At 53.9% G+C, this 20,759-nt stretch carries 20 protein-coding genes; 16 read left to right on the plus strand and 4 right to left on the minus strand.

Annotated elements, in window-relative coordinates:
* Positions 1-14 precede the first annotated feature (14 nt).
* From ACKC9G_RS03825 to lipA, 14 genes are all read left to right on the plus strand, one after another.
* Positions 15-656, plus strand: coding sequence for an LON peptidase substrate-binding domain-containing protein (locus tag ACKC9G_RS03825; protein ID WP_411403613.1), 642 nt, complete (start codon positions 15-17; stop codon positions 654-656).
* Between the two features lie 211 nt (positions 657-867).
* Positions 868-2,151: a glutamate-5-semialdehyde dehydrogenase gene (locus ACKC9G_RS03830; RefSeq protein WP_411403614.1), complete on the plus strand. Its 1,284-nt coding sequence runs from the start codon at positions 868-870 to the stop codon at positions 2,149-2,151.
* Positions 2,132-2,815, plus strand: coding sequence for a nicotinate-nucleotide adenylyltransferase (nadD, locus tag ACKC9G_RS03835; protein WP_411403615.1), 684 nt, complete (start codon positions 2,132-2,134; stop codon positions 2,813-2,815). The genes ACKC9G_RS03830 and nadD overlap by 20 nt, the downstream gene beginning before the upstream one ends.
* Positions 2,815-3,153, plus strand: coding sequence for a ribosome silencing factor (gene rsfS, locus ACKC9G_RS03840; protein ID WP_411403616.1), 339 nt, complete (start codon positions 2,815-2,817; stop codon positions 3,151-3,153). The genes nadD and rsfS overlap by 1 nt, the downstream gene beginning before the upstream one ends.
* Positions 3,153-3,620: a 23S rRNA (pseudouridine(1915)-N(3))-methyltransferase RlmH gene (gene rlmH, locus ACKC9G_RS03845; protein ID WP_411403617.1), complete on the plus strand. Its 468-nt coding sequence runs from the start codon at positions 3,153-3,155 to the stop codon at positions 3,618-3,620. The genes rsfS and rlmH overlap by 1 nt, the downstream gene beginning before the upstream one ends.
* A gap of 6 nt (positions 3,621-3,626) precedes the next feature.
* The gene (gene mrdA, locus ACKC9G_RS03850; protein ID WP_411403618.1) at positions 3,627-5,573 is read left to right on the plus strand and encodes a penicillin-binding protein 2; all 1,947 of its coding nucleotides are present in this window, start codon (positions 3,627-3,629) and stop codon (positions 5,571-5,573) included.
* A 38-nt stretch (positions 5,574-5,611) separates the two neighbouring features.
* On the plus strand, positions 5,612-6,754 hold the full coding sequence (gene rodA / locus ACKC9G_RS03855; RefSeq protein ID WP_411403619.1) for a rod shape-determining protein RodA: 1,143 nt from the start codon (positions 5,612-5,614) through the stop codon (positions 6,752-6,754).
* A 36-nt stretch (positions 6,755-6,790) separates the two neighbouring features.
* Entirely contained in the window at positions 6,791-7,798 is a 1,008-nt protein-coding gene (gene mltB / locus ACKC9G_RS03860; protein ID WP_411403620.1) for a lytic murein transglycosylase B, read from the plus strand.
* The gene (locus ACKC9G_RS03865; protein WP_411403621.1) at positions 7,795-8,769 is read left to right on the plus strand and encodes a septal ring lytic transglycosylase RlpA family protein; all 975 of its coding nucleotides are present in this window, start codon (positions 7,795-7,797) and stop codon (positions 8,767-8,769) included. Before mltB ends, ACKC9G_RS03865 begins: the two co-directional genes overlap by 4 nt.
* A 113-nt stretch (positions 8,770-8,882) precedes the next feature.
* Positions 8,883-10,091, plus strand: coding sequence for a D-alanyl-D-alanine carboxypeptidase family protein (locus ACKC9G_RS03870; protein ID WP_411403622.1), 1,209 nt, complete (start codon positions 8,883-8,885; stop codon positions 10,089-10,091).
* 34 nt (positions 10,092-10,125) lie between these two features.
* Positions 10,126-11,001, plus strand: coding sequence for an aminotransferase class IV (locus ACKC9G_RS03875; RefSeq protein ID WP_411403623.1), 876 nt, complete (start codon positions 10,126-10,128; stop codon positions 10,999-11,001).
* 189 nt (positions 11,002-11,190) lie between these two features.
* Entirely contained in the window at positions 11,191-11,469 is a 279-nt protein-coding gene (locus ACKC9G_RS03880) for a YbeD family protein (protein ID WP_411403624.1), read from the plus strand.
* Complete coding sequence (gene lipB / locus ACKC9G_RS03885; protein ID WP_411403625.1) at positions 11,469-12,125, plus strand: lipoyl(octanoyl) transferase LipB; 657 nt, start codon at positions 11,469-11,471, stop codon at positions 12,123-12,125. The genes ACKC9G_RS03880 and lipB overlap by 1 nt, the downstream gene beginning before the upstream one ends.
* Positions 12,118-13,107 carry a lipoyl synthase gene (gene lipA, locus ACKC9G_RS03890; protein WP_411403626.1) on the plus strand — a complete coding sequence of 330 codons (990 nt, stop codon included), beginning with the start codon at positions 12,118-12,120 and terminating at the stop codon, positions 13,105-13,107. Before lipB ends, lipA begins: the two co-directional genes overlap by 8 nt.
* 65 nt (positions 13,108-13,172) lie before the next feature.
* Here the strand turns inward: lipA and holA are convergent, their stop codons facing one another.
* From holA to leuS, 3 genes are all read right to left on the minus strand, one after another.
* Positions 13,173-14,219: a DNA polymerase III subunit delta gene (holA, locus tag ACKC9G_RS03895; RefSeq protein ID WP_411403627.1), complete on the minus strand. Its 1,047-nt coding sequence runs from the start codon at positions 14,217-14,219 to the stop codon at positions 13,173-13,175.
* Positions 14,220-14,705: an LPS assembly lipoprotein LptE gene (gene lptE, locus ACKC9G_RS03900; protein ID WP_411403628.1), complete on the minus strand. Its 486-nt coding sequence runs from the start codon at positions 14,703-14,705 to the stop codon at positions 14,220-14,222.
* Positions 14,706-14,767: 62 nt separating this feature from the next.
* Positions 14,768-17,359, minus strand: coding sequence for a leucine--tRNA ligase (gene leuS / locus ACKC9G_RS03905; RefSeq protein ID WP_411403629.1), 2,592 nt, complete (start codon positions 17,357-17,359; stop codon positions 14,768-14,770).
* Positions 17,360-17,532: 173 nt separating this feature from the next.
* Here leuS and ACKC9G_RS03910 point away from each other — a divergent pair, with 173 nt between their 5' ends.
* Positions 17,533-18,054 carry a zinc ribbon-containing protein gene (locus ACKC9G_RS03910; RefSeq protein WP_411403630.1) on the plus strand — a complete coding sequence of 174 codons (522 nt, stop codon included), beginning with the start codon at positions 17,533-17,535 and terminating at the stop codon, positions 18,052-18,054.
* A gap of 126 nt (positions 18,055-18,180) precedes the next feature.
* A complete protein-coding gene (gene cysG / locus ACKC9G_RS03915; RefSeq protein ID WP_411403631.1) occupies positions 18,181-19,548 on the plus strand; it encodes a siroheme synthase CysG in 1,368 nt (455 codons plus the stop codon).
* On the opposite strand, the gene ACKC9G_RS03920 is transcribed toward cysG, so the two are convergent.
* Positions 19,545-20,750 (minus strand): multidrug effflux MFS transporter, encoded by a 1,206-nt coding sequence (locus ACKC9G_RS03920; protein WP_411403632.1) that lies wholly within the window; start codon positions 20,748-20,750, stop codon positions 19,545-19,547. The two genes, cysG and ACKC9G_RS03920, sit on opposite strands and share 4 nt — an antisense overlap.
* Between the last annotated feature and the right edge of the window lie 9 nt (positions 20,751-20,759).

Raw genomic sequence — 20,759 nt, forward strand, 5'->3', positions numbered from 1 at the left:
GGCTGGAAGATCGGATGTTTCAACCCCAAGAAAGAAGGCAGACGAATACGGAAGTGAAGTGTATTACCATGGAAAAACTGCCTATTTTTCCTCTGACAGTGACTGGTTTTCCCTATGCCAGTCTCAACCTGCGTATTTTTGAACCTCGATATCTCCGCATGATCAGCGGCTGTATGAAAACAGGTCGACACTTCGTCATTACCCCGTTGTTGAGTGGTAATGAAGGCAGTCCTAGTGAGCAGGTGTTTGCTGATGTTGGATGTCTTGTGGCGATTGAGGATTTTCACGAGTTAAACGATGGCACCCTGGGTGTTGTTGTCCACGGTGAAGCGCGGGTCAGGATCGGAGAGCACTGGCAAGAAAAGGATGGTCTCTGGCATGGAGACATTACCCCTTGGCCGGAGGATGATGAAATTCTGAGGCCTGAGTGGGAAGGGCTGGCTGAGCTGTTTCAGGCTATGTGTGCCAATCCTCTGATCTCGAAAGATTCGCCGGTACGCTGTCACAAGGCGCCAAGTGCCAATGTTTTGAGCTGGAAGTTAAGTAGTTGCTTGCCACTCTCTCCGGAATGCCAACTGGCCTTGCTTCAGGCGGAAAGTGCAGAAAAGCGCCTGTCGCTGATTCATCACTGGCTGGAAGGTGATATGGAAGGGTAGCCTGGTGCTGCCCTTTATTACTTTTCACTTCCCAAAGCTGCTTACTATTTTCTGCTTCTGTTCACTCTCATCGAGTGAATCCTTCCTTTTGTACATCCCATCTTGCTTTGTAACACGATAACGGATGGTGGGTGTTCCTCCCTCGGGCTATAATGCCCGGCTCAATGCAGCAAACCGCTGCCTTCGATCGATCCGCAGGAGACAGGTATCTATGTCCGCGCAGACACAGATGCAGGCGTTAGACGTCGCGAAATATATGCAGGAGCTGGGCAAGCAGGCGCGTGTTGCGTCTCGTGAAATTGCCCGTGCTGACACCATGCAGAAAAACGCTGCCTTGCTCGCCATGGCAGATGCGATTGAAAACGAGCGGCCTGCGCTGGTGGAGGCCAATCAGCGCGACCTGGACCGTGCCCGTGCAACGGGAATGGATGCCGCCATGCTGGATCGTCTTACGCTGACAGAGGCGCGTATTGACTCCATGCTCGAAGGCTTGCGACAGGTCGCTGCGCTGGCGGATCCTGTGGGTGAGATGACAGATTTTCGTTATCGCCCAAGTGGAATCCAGATTGGCAAGATGCGGGTGCCGCTGGGTGTGGTCGGTATCATTTATGAGTCTCGCCCGAATGTGACGGTTGAAGCGGCGAGCCTTTGTCTTAAGTCCGGTAATGCAGCGATTCTGCGTGGTGGTTCTGAGGCGATTGAAGCAAACCGTGCACTGGCAGGCTGTATTGCCAAAGGGCTGGAAGCGGCTGGACTGGATCAAAATATCATTCAGATCGTTGAGACGACCGACCGTGAAGCGGTCGGGCATTTGATTACCATGGCCGAGTACGTCGATGTGATTGTACCCCGGGGTGGAAAAGGCCTGATTGAGCGTATCAGTCGCGATGCGCGAGTGCCGGTCATCAAGCATCTTGATGGTATTTGCCATGTATATATCGATGATGATGCTGACCTCGATAAAGCAGAGCGTATTGCAGTCAATGCCAAGACTCATCGCTATGGCACCTGCAACACCATGGAAACCTTGCTGGTTGCACAAAGTGTGGCAGCGAGTATCCTGCCACGCTTACAGCAAGCGTATGCGCCTTTTGAGGTGGAGCTTCGCGGCTGTGAGAAAACGTGCGAGTTGCTAACCGGCATTACTTTGGCGACAGAAGCTGACTGGTCCACCGAGTATCTGGCGCCCATCTTGTCGATCAAAATCGTCAGTGGACTGGATGAGGCCATTGAGCACATCAATACCTTCAGCTCGCAGCATACGGACAGTATCATCAGCGAAAATTACACCAAGGCACGTCGCTTCCTGCGTGAGGTGGACTCAGCATCGGTGATGGTGAACGCATCGACACGTTTTGCTGATGGCTTCGAGTATGGTCTTGGGGCTGAGATCGGGATTTCCACGGACAAAATTCATGCCCGTGGCCCTGTGGGTCTGGAAGGTCTGACTTCACAGAAATATGTTGTGCTGGGAGATGGCCATATCCGTGCCTGACTCCACACCACTGGTGCTGCTGGGCGGCACTTTTGACCCAGTGCATGCCGGGCATTTGCGACTGGCGATGGAAATTGCAGATGCGCTGCCTGATGCGGCAATTCGGCTTTTGCCCTGTCAGTTGCCGGTTCACAAGGCGGCCGCAGGCGCCAGTGTCGAACAGCGACTGGCCATGCTTGAGCATGCCATTGCCGATGAGCCTCGGCTCAACATTGATACGCAGGAGCTGGATCGGGACACGCCGAGCTATACCATCCTCACCCTTGAGGCAACTCGTCAGCGCATCGGCTGTGAGCGACCACTTTTCTGGGTCATAGGCATGGACAGCCTGGTGAATCTGCCCTCGTGGCAACGCTGGCAAGAAATGACAGACTTTTGTCACTTGCTAGTCATCGCTCGTCCAGGTTGGCATTGGCCTGAGTCAGGCGAAGCGGCGGACTGGCTTAAGCATCACGGCGTTTCAGAGCTGAGTGATGGCTTTAGCGACAGTCACGGACAAATTTTGACGCTGACCATGCCTACGTTGCAGGTCAGCGCAACCTACATCAGACAGCTGATCGGACAGGGGCGCTCTCCGCGCTACTTGATCCCGGACAGCGTCTGGAACTTTATTCAGCAACAGCAGTTGTATGCTGGTGCGCACCAAGGTGTTCAAGAGAAATAATGGAAACGCAAAACTTACTGACCGAAATTGATGGCCTGCTGGCCGATATGAAAGCTAAAGACGTTCAGGTACTGGATGTTCGTGGCCTTTCCAGTGTTACCGACTACATGGTTATTGCTTCAGCCACATCTACTCGCCACGTTAAAGCGGTGGCAGATCATCTGACTGAACAGATGAAGCGTCGTGGCACGCAGCCCTTGGGTGTGGAAGGTCAGGAAGCCTCAGAGTGGGTGCTGGTTGACCTGGGCGATGTGGTTGTTCACGTTATGCAGCCTCAGGCTCGTGCTTTTTATGATCTTGAGCGTCTCTGGGCTCGTCCAGAAGGTGCTGTCCAGTAATGAAAGTCCGCTTGCTCGCCGTTGGCTCGCGGATGCCCTCGTGGGTTGAAACCGGTTACCAGGAATACGCCAAGCGTTTGCCTTCAGATATGACTCTGGAACTGGTCGAGCTGCCTATGGGGCATCGCGGTAAAAATGCTGACCTGGCGCGAGCCATTCGCTCTGAGGGTGATGCCATGCTGGCAGCCATTCCTCAGGGCGATCGTGTGATTGCCCTTGATGTTCTGGGTAAGTCCTGGAGTACGGAGCAACTTGCCAGCACGCTTGGCGACTGGCGTATGGAAGGCGGTAACGTCAGCCTGTTGGTTGGTGGTCCTGATGGTCTTGACCCCCGCTGCTTGCAGCGAGCTGATGCGAAATGGTCGTTATCGGCGCTGACGCTTCCTCATCCTTTGGTCAGAATTGTTCTGGCCGAGCAGCTCTATCGCGCCTGGACGATTCTCCAGGGACATCCCTACCATAAGTAATACGGCATGTTTGGCTCTTCCTTCCGCGATCAGCTCACTATTCGTAATCATGGCCAGGAGCGTCGGATTTTCAGCTCCCGGGCGGTGATTGCGTGGGTGTTGATCATGCTGATGGTACTGGGGCTGGTGGCCCGGCTGCTGTATTTGCAGGTCTATCAGTACGAGCGTTATATCACGCTGTCGGACCAGAACCGTGTGCAGCTGGTGCCGGTGGCTCCGACGCGCGGACTGATCTACGACACGGATGGTAATCTGCTGGCGGATAATCGCCCCAACTTCTCACTGACCATTACCAAAGAGAAGGTGGATGATATGGACAAGCTGCTGGATCGGCTTGGCCAGATTATCAGTCTTGATCAGGATGATGTTCAGCGCTTTAAGCGTCGCCTGAACCTGCGTCGACGTCCCTTCGAGTCTGTTCCCCTTAAATTGTCGCTGGATGAGCGTGAAATCGCGGCGATCTCCGTTAATCTTTATCGCTTGCCCGGTGTTCAGGTCGAGGCTGATTTGGTTCGGCATTATCCCTACGGGGCTGCACTGGCCCATGCGCTGGGGTATGTCGGTCGCATTAACGAGCGTGAACTGCAGAAGGTTGACGCGGAAAATTACAGTGCCACTCATTACATCGGTAAGCTGGGTGTCGAACGTTATTACGAAGATGCACTGCACGGCGAAGTTGGGCTTCAGAAAGTGGAGACCAATGCCCGCGGTCGTATCCTGCGGGTGCTTGAGCGGGATACGCCCATCCCTGGTCTGGATCTGACGCTCTATCTCAACATGAAGCTGCAGCGTGCTGCAGAGAAGGCGCTAAAAGGCCAGCGTGCCGCGCTGGTGGCGTTGGATCCGAACACCGGCGGTATTCTGGCGCTGGTCAGTGAGCCAGGCTACGACCCTAACGAATTTGTCACCGGTATCAGTTTTTCCCGTTATAAGGCGCTGCAGGATGATCCCAACTTACCGCTCTTCAACCGAGCGCTGACAGGGCGCTACCCGCCTGCATCAACGGTCAAGCCGATGATGGGGATTGCTGCGAACGATTCCGGAACCATTGGTCTTAACTACACGGTTTTTGATCCGGGCTATTACCAGATTGGTGGTAAGGGTCGTCTGTATCGTGACTGGAAGCGCTGGGGACATGGCTTGCTGAATCTGCGCCAGGCCATTGCCCAGTCTTGCGACGTCTTCTTTTACGATGTTGGTCACAAAATGGGCATCGATACCATGTCGAGCTGGCTACATCGCTTTGGCTACGGGCAGGTCGGGAGTCTGGACTTACCTGAAGCCAGCCGCGGTATTCTGCCTTCCAGAGAATGGAAGCAGCGCCTGTACAAGCAGCCCTGGTACCCCGGCGATACCGTCAATATGAGTATCGGTCAGGGTTATCTTTTGGCCACACCGATGCAGTTGGCAACTTCCACCGCCATTATCGCGAATCATGGTAAGTGGCTGATGCCGCGGATGCTGAAGCATTTCGGGACACCAGAGCATCCGGTGACAGCTCAGATGGATTCGCGAGTAGCCGAGTATGAAAAAATGGCTGCAGAAGAGCGTGCCCAGTTACCCGGTGATATCAAGCTCAAGGATGATGGCCTTTGGGACTACGTTATTCAGGGCATGAAGGATGTGACCAGCGGTCCGCATGGCACAGCACGTTCTCTTGGGAAAAACAGCACTTATGTAATCGCCGGTAAAACCGGTACTGCGCAGGTGGTCGGCATCAAACAGGATGAGCGCTACGATGCCAGCAAACTCTCCGAGCGTAACCGTGACCATCACCTTTTTGTTGGCTTTGCCCCGGCGGATGATCCAAAAATTGTGGTCTCTATCATCGTCGAAAATGGCGGCGGCGGCGGTGGATCTGCACTTATCGCCAAAAAAGTGATGGATGCCTATCTTCTCGGCAAAGATCCCGATGACGATAACGTCGAGTTGTCCAATGAGCCAAGTGACTGAGGGGTGACGATGTTATTCAGAATTTCAGGAGTCCGGGTGTGAATCAGGTCGACTTTCAGCGCTCACTTAAAGATGGCAAAGGGCTGAGTAAGCCACCTACCGTCTGGCAGCGGTTACACCTCGACCCCTGGTTGCTGTTGCCTATTCTGATGCTGATGGGCTATGGCCTGGTGATTCTCTACAGCGCCTCGGAAGGGGACATGGGTTACGTGGAGCGTCAGGCTGCGCGTTTTATGCTGGCATTTGTGGTGATGTGGGGCTTTGCCTGGATTTCGCCAAGGCATCTTCGCATGCTCGCGCCCTGGCTGTACTCATTGGGAATCGTCCTGCTGCTGGCGGTCATTTTTGTCGGTGTGGGCGCCAAAGGTGCTCAGCGCTGGCTGGAAATTCCAGGCTTGCCGCGATTCCAGCCTGCGGAGCTGATGAAGTTGGTGCTACCGATGACCATTGCTCTGTGGCTCTCCAATCACAAGATCCCACCCCGGATTTCTCATATTTTTATTGGTTTGGTGATCATTGCTGTCCCTGTCCTGCTGATCGCCAAGCAGCCTGATCTGGGCACCTCTGTGCTAATCGGTGCATCAGGTGTGTTCGCGATTCTTTTCTCCGGTATTCCATGGCGCTGGGTTTTTCTGGCGGGTGGGAGTGGTCTGGCCTGTCTGCCAGGGCTCTGGTATTTCATGAGGGATTACCAGCGTCAGCGTGTTCTAACCTTTCTGGATCCGGAGAGTGATCCGCTGGGTGCGGGCTGGAATATTATTCAGTCGAAGACTGCGATCGGCAGTGGTGGCCTCTTCGGTAAGGGATGGATGCATGGCACCCAGTCGCAGCTGCACTTTCTGCCAGAGAGTCATACTGACTTTATCGTGGCCGTACTCGGCGAGGAGTTTGGCTTTATCGGTATCGGCGCATTACTGATCATTTATCTAATGATCATTGCCCGCGCGTTGTATCTGTCGACGCAGGCCGAAGATGTGTTTGGCCGCTTGCTGTCAGGCTCGCTGGTGCTGACTTTCTTTGTTTATGTTTTTGTGAATATCGGTATGGTCAGTGGGATTTTGCCGGTGGTAGGGGTGCCTCTGCCCTTGGTGTCCTACGGCGGTACCTCGGTGGTTACATTGCTATCGAGCTTTGGTATGGTGATGTCGGTGCATTTTCATCGTCAACATCGACCACATTAGGGTCTCGGCTCACTCCAATCGTCATATAAGGTCACTATGTTTAAAGCCGCATTATCTTTACCTTTGACCCTTGCCCTCTCTTTTTCTGCCGCCGCAACTCATGCTGGCGATTACGCCTCCACCCCTGAAGCTCAGGCGATCATTAAACAGCTTGCCAAAGAAGGTATTAGCGAGGCCTGGACAGCAAAAGCCATCAGCCAGGCTGAGCGAAAAGAGTCCATCCTTGAAGCGATGGATCGTCCCGCTGAGAAACGTCTTAACTGGACGGGCTATCGTAAAATCTTTCTTACTCAGGCGCGTATCAAAAACGGTGTGACTTTCTGGAACCAGAATGAAAAAGCACTGGCTCGTGCTGAAGCTGAGTTTGGTGTTCCCGCTGAAATTATCGTGGCCATCATTGGTGTTGAAACCAGCTACGGCACCAACATGGGCAGCTACCGGATTATCGACTCCCTATCGACACTGGGTTTTGACTACCCGCGCCGGGGCGAGTTTTTCCGTAAGGAACTGACCAACTTTCTGCGTCTTGCGTACAAGGAAAAGTTTGATCCTGCGAGCCTGAAAGGTTCGTACGCCGGTGCAATGGGCTATGGCCAGTTTATGCCCAGCAGCTATCTTGATTACGCCGTGGACTATAGCGGCGATGGTATTCCGGACATCTGGGATAACGCAGACGATGCCATCGGCAGTGTCGCCAACTATTTCAAAAAACATGGCTGGCTGGTCGATGGCGTTACAGTGTTGCCTGTTAATCCTCCCGCGGATGGCAGCTGGAAGCTCTCGTTGAGTGATGGCCTGAAGCCCGAAACCCCCATGAACACCTTGCGTGCTCAAGGCCTTAAAGTGCCTGAATTTCTTGGTAATGAAATGGGTAATCTGATGGCCTTTGAGACTGATGATGGTGTCCAGTATTGGCTGGGGATGAACAACTTCTACGCCATCAGCCGCTATAACCATAGTCGTTTTTACTCACTGGCGGTTTATCAGCTGGCGCACGCTATCAAAAATGCTCGTGACAATATGAATGCGGGAGACAAACCGTGAAGCTCGTTTTTTCCTCGCTGTGTATCACGGTTTTTAGTTTATCTCTGGCAGGCTGTTCCTCTTCACCAACTAAAACGGAAAACGCCGGCCGCTATAGTATCAATCAGGACCGCGGTCCTGACGAACTCAAGGATGTCAGTAACATCCCGGATGCCGTGCCTGAAGTGCTGCCTTATTCCAAATACGGCAATGGCCCGACGTATACCGTGTGGGGGAAGACGTATCAGGTTATGCCCACGCACATTGGCTATAAGGCCGAAGGCCTGGGTTCCTGGTATGGTCAGAAATTCCATGGACATCGTACTTCCAGTGGTGAAATGTACGACCTGTATGGCATGACGGCGGCACACAAGACTTTGCCTATCCCCAGTTTTGCCAAAGTCACCGATCTGGATAATGGCCGCAGTGTGATTGTTAAGGTTAATGACCGGGGACCGTTCCACTCCGACCGTATCATGGACCTTTCCTATGCAGCGGCAGCCAAGTTGGGTTATGTGAACAAGGGAACTGCCCATCTGCGTGTTGAATCCATTGATGCTGCTCATTGGAATGGCAGCGGAAGTTCCACAATTGTGCAAACCGCACCACTGTCCAACGATTCGGGCCTGAGCGGTGCCTCTGTGTCCTCAGCGCCTGCGCCAGCGGTGGTGCCTCGCGTTCAGAAAGTTGCTCCAACTCCCGTCTCACCGGCAACTCAGCCCGAGCAAGGCATTGCTAATCAAGGGGTTGTCCCTGGCGATTATTTGCAGGTCGCTGCATTTAGTACCCAGCAAGCTGCTGTTAGCCTTAGCCAAAGATTGAAACAAGAACTTGGCGAGTCCCGTGCTAAAGTCACTGCGGCCACCGTTAATGGTCAGCAGCTCTATCGCGTCAAGATTGGTCCTCTTCGTCCCGGCGAAGATGTAACTTCCTTGACTGCTGGACTTCAGGGGATCGGTTTGAGTCAGCCTTACATCGTCAGATTGCCCTAAAACACTGTTTTAAGGGCTGTCTGGGCCGTCGCAGGGAATGGACTGCCGGACGTAATGGTACCGCCGATTAGACCTGTTACTCACTTTTAAAGAATCAAAGACCGAAGCCTAAGATGTTGAATATTCTATCCCTCCGTGGTGTCCGCGCCTTCACTGCGATGGCCATGCTGGTCATCAGTCATCATGTCATGGCTGCTGACAGCCAGCCTGCTGTAACACCAGCTGCTGACAGTCCGGTTCAGGGGTTTATGCCACCCGTGCCGGAAGTGGCTGCCAAATCTTATGTGCTTATGGAGGCTTCTACCGGTCAGATTCTTGCAACTAGTAATCCCCATCAACGCCTTCCTCCCGCCAGCTTGACCAAGCTGATGACCGCTTACATCGCGGAGTCAGAAATGGATCATGGTCGCCTGAAACCGACAGACCTGGTCAATATCAGTGTTAATGCCTGGAAAACCGGTGGTTCGCGCATGTTCGTGCGTGAGGGAACTCAGGTTTCCGTCATGGATCTGATGCGCGGTATCGTGATTCAGTCCGGTAACGATGCAACGGTTGCTATGGCAGAGCATATTGCCGGTAGTGAAGATGCCTTTGCTGATCTGATGAATCAGATGGCGCAGCGTTTGGGCATGAAAGACACTCATTTCATGAATCCAACGGGCCTGCCGCATCCTGATCACTACTCCAGTGCTTTTGATATGGCCATTCTGGCCCGGGATATTATCGAGAACTATCCTGATCACTATGCGCTGTACTCTGAGAAAGAGTTCACCTACAACAACATTCGTCAGCCAAACCGCAACCTGTTGCTGGATCGTGACCCAAGTGTTGATGGTCTGAAAACAGGCCATACCGATGAAGCGGGTTACTGTCTTGTAGCTTCGGCCAAGCGTGATAACACCCGCTTGATTGGAGTCGAGTTTGGTACCGACAGCATTCAGGCTCGTGCGCAGGAAATGCAGAAGCTGCTTTCTTATGGCTTCCGCTACTATGAAACCCAGCACCTTTATAAAGCTGCCCAGCCGCTGGAAAGCCTGCGTATCTGGGGTGGTGATGTGGATCAGGTGTCGGTAGGTACCGAGAAAGCGCTGGATGTTGTCATCCCACGTGGTCAGGCCGGTAATCTGAAAGCCTCCCTCGAGCTTAACCATGCGCTGGAAGCTCCGATTGCTCAGGGTGAGCAAATGGGAACGGTACAGATCAAACTGGGCGATAATGTTATTCGCGAAGTACCGCTTGTTGCGCTGAATCCCATTAATGAAGGTGGCTTCTTCAAGCGTCTGTCTGACAGCGTGGTTCGGCGCGTTCAGGGCTGGTTCTGATTACCGTCATCATTTAACTGACAGGAAGCTGGATATGGAGACACTCGTCTATCTCAATGGCCAGTATCTTCCAGCTTCAGAAGCGAAAGTCTCGGTCTTTGACCGGGGCTTTCTTTTTGCTGATGCTGTCTACGAAGTTATTCCCTATGTAGACGGGCAGGGCGTTGAGCTTGAAGCCCATCTGGAACGTTTGCAGCATAGTCTTGCCGCCATTGATCTGGTCTGTAATGCACCCTGGACTGAAATTTTTGATCGTCTGGCGCAGCAGTTTGATGCCAGCTCAGCTGCAGCTCATCATGGTCATATCAGCCTGAGTTTTTATCTTCAGATATCGCGCGGTGCGGATCTTTCCCGGCGCGTCTCTCCCAGCGCAGAACTTAGTCCGACGGTCTTTGTTTACGCCCAGCCATCGCCACCTCCCATGCGACGCAACGTGCAGGATATTCCTGCTGTTTCCGTAGTCTTGATGCCCGATATACGCTGGGGGCGCTGTGATATCAAATCCACGATGCTGCTACCCAATATTCTGGCACGTCAAACGGCGATGAAAGCCGGTGCCGAAGAAGCACTACTGGTTCGCGACGGCTATGTTATCGAGGGAAGTAGCTCCAACCTGTTCTGTGTTCATGAAGGAGAGCTTTATACGCCTCCACTGGGTGAGCAGATGCTGGGAGGAACGACACGAGCGTTAACGCTGACCTTGGCTCAGGCTTTAGGTGTTCGTGTGCATGAGCAGGCGATTACCGAAGCCTTCTGTCTGGCTGCGGATGAGGTCTGGATAACCTCCTCTTCCCGGGGTGTTCTGCCTGTCGTAATGGTCGATGGCAAGTCGATTGGTCATGGACAGAAAGGTGCTGTCTGGGAGCAGGTTGCTCGTGCCTACCAGCAACACCTTTATGAGTCTGACTAGATTCCACGTTCCCCAAGAGTTCTATAGCCTTCGCTCATCAATCCTCTCTTCGCTCGTCTTTGCCTGCCTCCAGGGCTACTCAGTTTTCTGCTGAAAAAATCGACAATCTTTGCTATAGTGGCGCGCCTGTTTAAGCCGTCTCTGATGCGCTTTAGTTGTCCTTGTCGCTGCCTGCTCTGGAGTCACATCATGAGTGATAAAGAACCTCAAGCTCCGAAAATCGAGTTTCCCTGTCACAATTATCCCGTAAAGATCGTGGGTGATAATGTGCCTCATTATGAAGTGACCGTACTTGAGATCGTTGAGCGTCATGCGCCAGGCTACGATCAGGGGCGAAATCGTACTAATCCCAGCAGTAATGGCCGCTTTGTTTCAATTACCGTCATGATTACCGCGACAGGGCCTGAACAGCTGCAGGCATTATTTGATGACTTGCGTGCCACCGGCTTGGTTCGCATGGTTCTCTGATGGCCGAGCTGATCATTCGTCATCTGCCCGGAGCGCAGCCCTATGAGCCTTTATGGCATGGAATGCAGCGCTTTACCGCTGAGCGTACGGAAGAGACTCCTGATGAGCTTTGGCTGCTTGAGCATCAGCCTGTTTTTACCCAGGGACAGGCCGGGAAAGCTGAGCACGTGCTGGCCCCCGGTGATATTCCTGTCGTCGGAGTTGATCGTGGCGGGCAGGTAACGTACCACGGTCCTGGTCAGCTGGTGGCGTATCTTCTGATTAATCTTCGCCGAAATAATCTCGGCGTTCGTCAGCTGGTCACGCTGATGGAGGAAGCGGTCGTTAGCATCCTTGCAGGCTGGGGGATTGAGGCTTATCCCAAGGCTGATGCGCCGGGTGTCTACGTTGCCGGTGATAAGATCTGTTCACTGGGTCTTCGCGTACGCCGAGGGTGCAGTTTTCATGGCCTGGCGTTGAACGTTGCTATGGATCTTGAGCCCTTTAACCGTATTAATCCTTGTGGGTATCAGGGACTGGCGATGACGCAGGTTACTGCACATGCTCCGGCTGTTACCCTCGCGCAGGCTGCACAGGCCCTGCAAGAATACCTGACTGAAAAGTTAGGATATAATCACGTTTCTGTTGTTGCTGAACTGGACCCCAAGTATGTCTGAAAATGTACAAGCCACCGTGGTAGATCCCAATGCACCGAAGCGGGTTGAGCAGGGTGTCAAGCTGCGCGGTGCAGACAAGATGGCGCGTATCCCGGTCAAGGTACTTCCCACGGAAGATATGCCCCGTAAACCCGCATGGTTGAAGGTGCGCATTCCTGCTTCGCCTGAAGTTCAGCGCATCAAATCCAAGTTACGTAAGCACAAGCTGGCCTCGGTTTGCGAAGAAGCCAGCTGTCCGAATCTCGGTGAGTGTTTCAGCAAGGGTACCGCGACTTTCATGATCATGGGTGACATCTGCACCCGTCGCTGTCCTTTCTGTGATGTTGCTCATGGCCGTCCCAACGCGTTAAGCCCTGATGAGCCTCGTGAGCTGGCAGAAGCCATTGCCGACATGGGCCTTCGTTATGTGGTTATCACTTCCGTGGATCGCGATGATCTTCGTGACGGCGGCGCTCAGCATTTTGCTGACTGTATCCGTGAAACCCGCGAGCGTTCACCCAGTATTGAAGTTGAGGTTTTGGTACCTGACTTCCGTGGACGTATGGACGTGGCGCTGGATATTCTGGCGGGAACGCCTCCTGACGTGTTTAACCACAACATGGAGTCTATTCCACGCCTTTATCGCAAGATTCGTCCGGGCTCTGACTATCAGTGGTCACTGACCCTGCTGAAGCGTTACAAGGCGATGCGTCCCGAGGTTCGTACTAAATCCGGCCTGATGCTGGGTTTGGGTGAAACGAATGAAGAAATCATTGAAGTGCTGAAAGACTTGCGTGCTCATGATGTGGATATGATCACCTTGGGGCAGTATCTGCAGCCTTCCAAGCATCACTTGCCTGTGGATCGTTTTGTGCCACCGGAAGAGTTTGATGAAATCGGTCGTATTGCTCGTGAAATGGGATTCCTGCACGTGGCCAGTGGTCCGCTGGTGCGTTCAAGCTACCATGCTGACAAGCAGGCTCATGGCGAGACAGTAAGCTAAGCGCCCGGTTGGGAAACAAAAAAAGCAGCGTTACGCTGCTTTTTTATGCCTGATTTTTGGTTCTTTCAGAGCAGGGCGCGGGCGATTTTTGATGCGAACGGCAGCGGTAGCGGCTGTCCGCATAGCTGGGCAATCCACAAGGAGAGTTCATGCCAGAACTCTTTGGGGCTACTTTTGCTAAGCACATCCAGCGCTTGCGCCTCATCCAGCAAACTGAGAAGTTGTGGTGGGCGACAACGTCTGCTGGCCAGTTTGAGCGGGGCCTGTCGCTGCATTGGCCAGATACGTGCCTGTTTGCAGGCTTGTTCGAAACTTTGTCCATCACGCATCAGCCGCAGTAGTTGAATCAGGTCACGGAGCTCGCGAGTCAGCGCCCAGAGCGCCAGCGTGGGTTCGGCGCCTTCCTGTTTGAGGTGCTCAAGAATACGCACCGCATCGGGCCATTTGCCCATGAAGGCGACTCGCACCAGATCGTATACATCATGGCGGGCATGTTCGCCGACGCTATCAAGTATATCCTCGGCACTTACCTGACCGTTTTCACTGAGCAGTGAAAGCAGGTTTAGCTCCTGAGTGGCAGCCAGCAAATTGCCTGCGACACGCTGCGCCAGAAGTTGTGCAGCGTCATCGCTCAGTCTGAGATTAAGCTGCCGCGCACGCTGATGAAGCCAGCGGGGGAGTTGCTCGCTATCCATAGGCCAAAGCTGAATGACGGCACCGTTCTTTTCGATGGCGGAAGCCCACTTGACTTTCAGTGTGCTGTTATCCAGCTTGGGCGCAGTAATCAGCATCAGGGTGTCAGCAGGCGGGTTTTCCGCATAGCTGAGAAGCGCCTTGACTCCGGCTTCATTGGGCTTCCCGCTCAGGCGAATATCCAGAAACTTCTGTTCGGCGAACAGTGAGAGGCTATTGGCCGAAGCCAGAACCTGATCCCAGCTGAAGCCGGGCTCGACATGAAAAACTTCGCGGTCGATGAAGCCCTGCTTTTTGGCGCAAGCGCGGATTTGATCGGCGCACTCGAGCATCAGCAGGGGCTCATCACCACAAAGCAGATAGACGGGGAGTAATGGCCGCTCCAGGTGAGCGGCCAGTTGCTCGGACTTGAGCTTCATTTACTCTCTCGGTTTGACGCTGTGATCCGCCTTGCGCCAGCGCATCAGAAGCTGGTTCAGCAGGTCGCCCAGCATTTCATCCTGAATTTGGGTTTGCTGGGTATCTGAGGCCAGTAGTTGATCCTCGTTAAAGCGGTAGGTGCGCTCAACACGCAGCTTTTTCGGTACCGATGGGGTGTCCGCTGAAGGCTTCACATACTGATAAGTCAGGGTCGAGGTCAGCAGATACTCGGTAACATCACCGTTATCACCCAGCAGGCTGCGCTCACGTTTTTCATCCAGGAAAAGTACGCGCATGTAATCGCCGCCATTGTACTCGCTGCTGATACCCATATTGGCCAGCTTCTGGCGAATTCGTGCGCCCAGATTACTCTCTGCCTTGATCGGCAGTACCAGATCGGTATTACCACCGGCTTCAGTGCCTCGCAGCTGGAAGCCGCAACCGGCCAGCAGCACGACGCTCAAAAGTAGTATCCACAAGCGCATTCTTTCTCTCCTTGTCTGAACAAAAGCCGGCGCAGGGCCGGCTTGATCGGAACGGGGTAGTGTTAGCCGCCCACAACAATGTTAACCAGGCGACCTGGAACGATGATGACCTTGCGGACTGTCAGATCAGCAACGTGGCGCTGAACGTTCTCTTCCGCCAGTGCCATATGCTGAATCACATCGCGGTCGGTATCTGCGGCAACCTGGATTTTGCCACGGGTTTTACCATTAACCTGGACAACCAGTTCCAGTGTAGAGCGCACCAAAGCGTTCTCATCAACTTTTGGCCAGTTGGCGAAGCAAATAGCGCCTTCCTGACCCAGCAGATTCCACAGGGTGTGACAGATGTGCGGAGTGATAGGCGACAGCAGCGCAACGGCAGCTGTCAGGGCTTCGCGTTCTACAGCACGACCTGCTGGGGTGGCGTCATCAAATTTGCTGACGGCATTGCACAGCTCCATGACCGCTGCAATGGCGGTGTTGAAGGTGTGGCGGCGCTCCACGTCGTCGCTGACTTTCTGAATGGTTTCATGGGTCTTGCGACGCAGATCCTGCTGGCTTTCTGTGAGGCTTGCTGCATCCAGTGCGGGCGCATCGCCCTTGGCCAGATGTTCGGACACCATTTTCCACAGACGCTTCAGGAAGCGGTTGGCTCCCTCAACACCAGAGTCAGACCATTCCAGAGACTGCTCGGGCGGTGCGGCAAACATCATGAACAGACGCACGGTGTCGGCACCGAAGCGGTCGATCATGGTTTGTGGGTCGATGCCGTTGTTCTTGGACTTGGACATCTTGCTCATGCCGGCATTTTGTACAGGTTCGCCATCAGCATTCAGTACCGCGCTGATGATGTTGCCTTTCTCATCACGCTTGACGGTAACGTCCAGCAGTGAGTACCAGTCCTGACCGCCTTTCTCGTTTTCACGGTAGTAGGTATCTGCCAGAACCATGCCCTGAGTCAGCAGTTTCTCGAAAGGCTCATCCGAGTTTACCAGGCCCATGTCACGCATCAGTTTGTGGAAGAAGCGCGAGTAGAGCAGGTGGAGGATAGCGTGTTCGATGCCGCCAATGTATTGATTCACCGGCGTCCAGTAGCTGGCTTCGCCATCCAGCATCGCATCATTCGAATTGCGGCTGGCAAAGCGAGCGTAATACCAAGAGGACTCCATGAAGGTGTCGAAGGTGTCGGTTTCGCGCTCAGCGGCACCGCCGCAGCGTGGGCAGGTGGTTTCGTAGAAGGAAGGCATCTTCTTGATAGGCGAACCAACACCATCGAATTCGATGTCTTCGGGCAATACCACAGGCAGTTGATCTTCAGGAACGGGAACTGAGCCACAGCTACTGCAGTTAATGACCGGAATAGGCGCGCCCCAGTAACGCTGACGTGAAACACCCCAGTCACGCAGGCGATAGTTGACGGTAACCTTGCCCTTGCCCTGTTCTTCCAGCGTGGCAGCAATGGCTTTGAAGGCCATCTCAGAGGTCAGATCATCGAATTCAGCGGAGTTAATCACCACGCCTTTATCGGTGAAGGCTTCTTCACTGATATCGACGGTGACTTTCTCATTGTCCGGGCGAACCACCTGAATAATCGGCAGGTCGTATTTAGTGGCGAATTCCCAGTCACGCTGGTCATGAGCAGGAACCGACATAACGGCACCTGAGCCGTAATCCATGAGGACGAAGTTCGCAGTCCAGACAGGGACTTTCTTGCCGGTCAGCGGGTGAGTCGCGACAAAACCGGTATCAAAGCCTTCTTTTTCGACTTTGGCCATGTCAGCTTCGGCGACTTTCAGGTGGCGACAACGCTCAACGAAGTCTGCCAATTCTGAATTGGTTTCCGCCGCTTTCAAAGCCAGAGGGTGCTGGGAGGCAACAGCAACATAGGTCACACCGTACAGTGTGTCAGGGCGGGTGGTGAACACAGACAGCGCTTCCTGTCCTTCCACGTCGAACTGCAGTTCCACACCTTCAGAGCGACCAATCCAGTTACGCTGCATGGTTTTGACCTGCTCAGGCCAGCCATCCATTTTGTCCAGATCAGCCAGAAGCTCATCGGCATAATCAGTGATTTTAAGGAACCACTGAGGGATTTCCTTGCGCTCAACCGGGGCGCCAGAGCGCCAGCCCTTGCCATCAATAACCTGTTCGTTGGCCAGTACGGTCTGGTCAACCGGATCCCAGTTAACGACAGCATTTTTCTTGTAGACCAGGCCTTTGTCCATCAGCTTGGTGAAGAACCACTGCTCCCAGCGATAGTACTGAGGATGGCAGGTGGCCAGCTCACGGTTCCAGTCATAACCGAAACCCAGACGCTTGAGCTGTGCTCGCATGTAGTCGATGTTTTCGTAGGTCCACTTGGCGGGCGGGACGTTGTTTTTGATGGCCGCGTTTTCCGCAGGCAGACCAAAGGCATCCCAACCCATCGGCTGCAGCACGTTTTTGCCCTGCATACGTTGATAGCGGGAGATCACATCGCCAATAGTGTAGTTACGCACATGGCCCATGTGCAGTCGGCCGCTGGGGTAGGGGAACATGGACAGGCAGTAGAATTTTTCCTTGCTGTCGTCCTGAGCTACTTCAAAGACTTTTTCCTCTTCCCAAAACTGTTGGGCGGCGGCTTCGATATCGTGCGGTTGATATTGCTCGTTCATGCTGCTTGGTATCTGCTATCCAGAAGGGGCTGCGATAAACGCAGGGGCCATGATTTTGATGCCGGTCAGTCAAACTACCCGAAAGTAGGGATTTCTGCCGGTACAGTTCGCGGATTTTTAAGGCAAGCATTATAACCTAGTGAATCAAGTGTGCCAGTGTAAGGAGTAGTCAGATGTCACAGCAGCCATCGAAGGATCCCAAGGTTCGTAGCTATGAGCGCTTGCTTGGTCGCATGAGCGCAACACTGAAAAACCTCGAAGAACGCTCATGGCCGGTGATCGAGCGCAAGTTAGAGGAAGCGGCAGAGCTGGAAAAGGCCGCAGAGGATCTCACTCTGGATGAGATAGCGCTGATTAAAGAGTGGGTGCGACGGGATATCCAGTCTCTCGCCAGCCACTCCAGTAAGGAGCAGAGTGAGCTCAAACATTGGCTTCAGTTCGATCTGGAGCTACTGGAGCATCAGACTGCCGACTGGCTTCTCAGTGTGGCAGATCAGACCCAGACGGCCTGGCTTGAACTTCAGCACCGGTTGACGCTGGAAGATGATGTCTATGTGGCAGGTGAGGTGACCGCGCCGGGAACCTTCAAGTGTAATGCCTGTGACCATATGTTGTGTTTGACCAAAGCTGACAAGCTGGAGCCTTGTCATGTCTGCCAGAATCACTACTTCGTAAGAATCACCCGGCAGATGTAAGCGCTGGCTATTTGGTAATGAGTAAAAGTTATCAAATAGCCTTCCCTATATTCTCTTCTGGCATATTAGAATGAGCGCTTCATTGCGTGTTGCTTTATTTACCTTTGTTGCCGCGAGAACCTGCTCATGAAGTCTCTGCCTTTATTTTTTATCTCGGAAAATCGTCACGCGTTGGTCATTGGTGGCGGTAAAGAGGCAGAGCCCAAAATTCGACAGCTGCTGGATGCCGGTTGCCGTGTTCACGCCCTGGCTGAGGTGTTTTCGGCTGAGGTGAGTCGAATGCTGGAAGAGGCGGAGCAGGGCAGCCTTGAATATCGGCAGTGGCGCCCCGATGACCTGGCTCATTGCGACCTTCTGGTGGTGGCTGATGTCGACGACGATGAGGCCATCACTCTCTCAAGTCTGGCGCAGACTCGCCATTTACCCGTCAACGTGGTCGATAAACCCTCTTTGTGTACTCTCACGTTTCCTGCTCGAGTGCGCCGTGGCGATGTTCAGCTGGCACTGGGGACGGCGGGCAAAGCGACCTTGCTGGCAACCATTCTTCGCGAAGAATTCGAGCAGCGGTTACCTCAGGGTCTGGGCTGGCTGGCGGAGTCGTTATCCCGTTATAAGCCTGAATGGCACGCCGCTTTACCAAAAGGTGCGCCACGACGGGAGTGGCTGCGTGGTGTCTGGCAGGAAGCTCAACTGGCATTGCCGGCAACAGAGGCTGAAGTTGATACCTGGTTGGCTGAGCGCCTTCCCGGTAAACAGCAACGTCAGGGCCAAGTTGTATTGGTTGGTGCAGGCCCTGGTGACCCGGAGTTGCTGACCATCAAGGCGTTACGGGCGCTACAGCAGGCGGATGTTATTGTTTATGACCGGTTGGTGTCCGCCGAAATTATCGCGATGGCGCGGGCAGATGCCGAACGCGTCTTCGTGGGTAAAAATAAAGGCTTTCACAGCCTGCCGCAGGATGAGATTAATCAGCTGTTAGTGCGTGAAGCCAAAGCCGGGCGCTATGTTGTAAGACTCAAAGGCGGTGACCCTTTCATCTTTGGCCGGGGCGGCGAAGAGATGGAAGAGCTGATGGAGGCGGGTATTTCCTGTCAGGTCATTCCGGGCATTACTTCTGCCTCAGGCTGTTCTGCCTATAGCGGCATCCCTCTGACCCATCGTGATCATGCCCAGAGCGTTACTTTTGTCACCGGGCATTTACAGCAGGATCAGCTGATTCTTCCCTGGGAGTCCTTGGCGAAACCTCAGCAGACACTGGTGTTTTATATGGGGCTGACCGCCTTGTCGGTGATTATCGCCGGATTGGTGGGGCAGGGTGTTTCGGCTGAGATGCCGGTGGCGTTGATCCACAAGGGAACCTGCCCTGAGCAGCAGGTGCTGGTCTCCACGTTAGGAGAGGTGGAAAAGGATCTTGAGGTGGCGGGCCTGACATCGCCCACCTTGATCATTGTGGGCAATGTCGTTCGCTGTTCAGTGCACTGGCAGGCGCGTTAATCGTCTGCCTGAGGTTTGATACAGCGCAGAATGATCAGCGATAGCGCGGGCATCAGCAGAAAACCTGCGACCAGCGGGATGACCGTTTCGTTGTAGGCCTGACCAATCACAATGCCGATGGGGACTGACATCAGTGTAGAGCCCGCTCCAACTACAGCGGCGCCCATTCCCGCAATATGCCCCAGTGGCTGCATCGCCAGCGCATTCAGGTTACCGAACAGCAAACCGGTGCAGAACAGTGTAACCATCAGGTAAACCATCACCGCCGGCAAAGGCGGCACACCCTTGGTTGCCAGAGCCAATCCCAGAAAGACCAGTGACATTGCTGTTTCAGCCAGTAGTGCTGTCCGGATGATTTTACGCATACCGTATTTCACCACGATACGGGCATTCACGATGGAGGCCATACCGATGGCGAGTGCCAGCGCTGCAAAGCAGGCAGGAAACCATTCTCCTAGGCCATAAAGCACCTGAAAGGTTTGCTGTGACGTATTCAGATAAGCCAGAAATGACCCCTGAATGGCGCCGGTAATCAGGGTATAGCCCAGCGCAGAGGGATGAGTAATGACTTCTTTCGCGGCGAGATAGACGCTTTTGAAGGAATAAGGGCGGCGACGCTCGGGAGGCAGAGTTTCTTCCTGACGGAGCATAAACCAGACCGCGGCGGCGATAGCGAGAACAAGCAGCGCGACAAAGATTAATTGCCATGGCCCGAGAAACATCACGCCCTGTCCCAGCGCCGGAGCAATGGCTGGCACCAGAATAAACACGCTCATGACGTATGAGAGTATCTGTGCCATCACACGACCTTCGAATTTATCCCGAATGACAGCAACGGTGACGATACGAGGCGCCGCAACGCCGGTGCCTTGCAGCAATCGGCCAAGGAGCATTTGTTCATAGGTGGTGGCGGTAAAGCAAAGGACACAACCAACCACAAAAACACCATAGCCCAGAGCGATGGCTTTCTTGCGGCCAATGCTGTCGGAAAGCGGGCCATAAATGATCTGGCCGAATGCCATGCCAAGCATGAGCAGGGACACAATCAGCTGAGTGGAGTTGGCATCTTCCACGCCAAGATCACCGCCAATATTGGGCAGTGCAGGGAGCATCATGTCGATGGACAACGCGGTCAGCGACATCATGAAGGCGGCACGGATGATAAATTCCGTGGAGGGGCGTGTGAAAGAGCTGCCTGACATCGTGGCTCC

This window comes from Pokkaliibacter sp. CJK22405 (assembly GCF_046614695.1).
In the GTDB taxonomy this organism is placed as follows: Bacteria; Pseudomonadota; Gammaproteobacteria; order Pseudomonadales; family Balneatricaceae; genus Pokkaliibacter.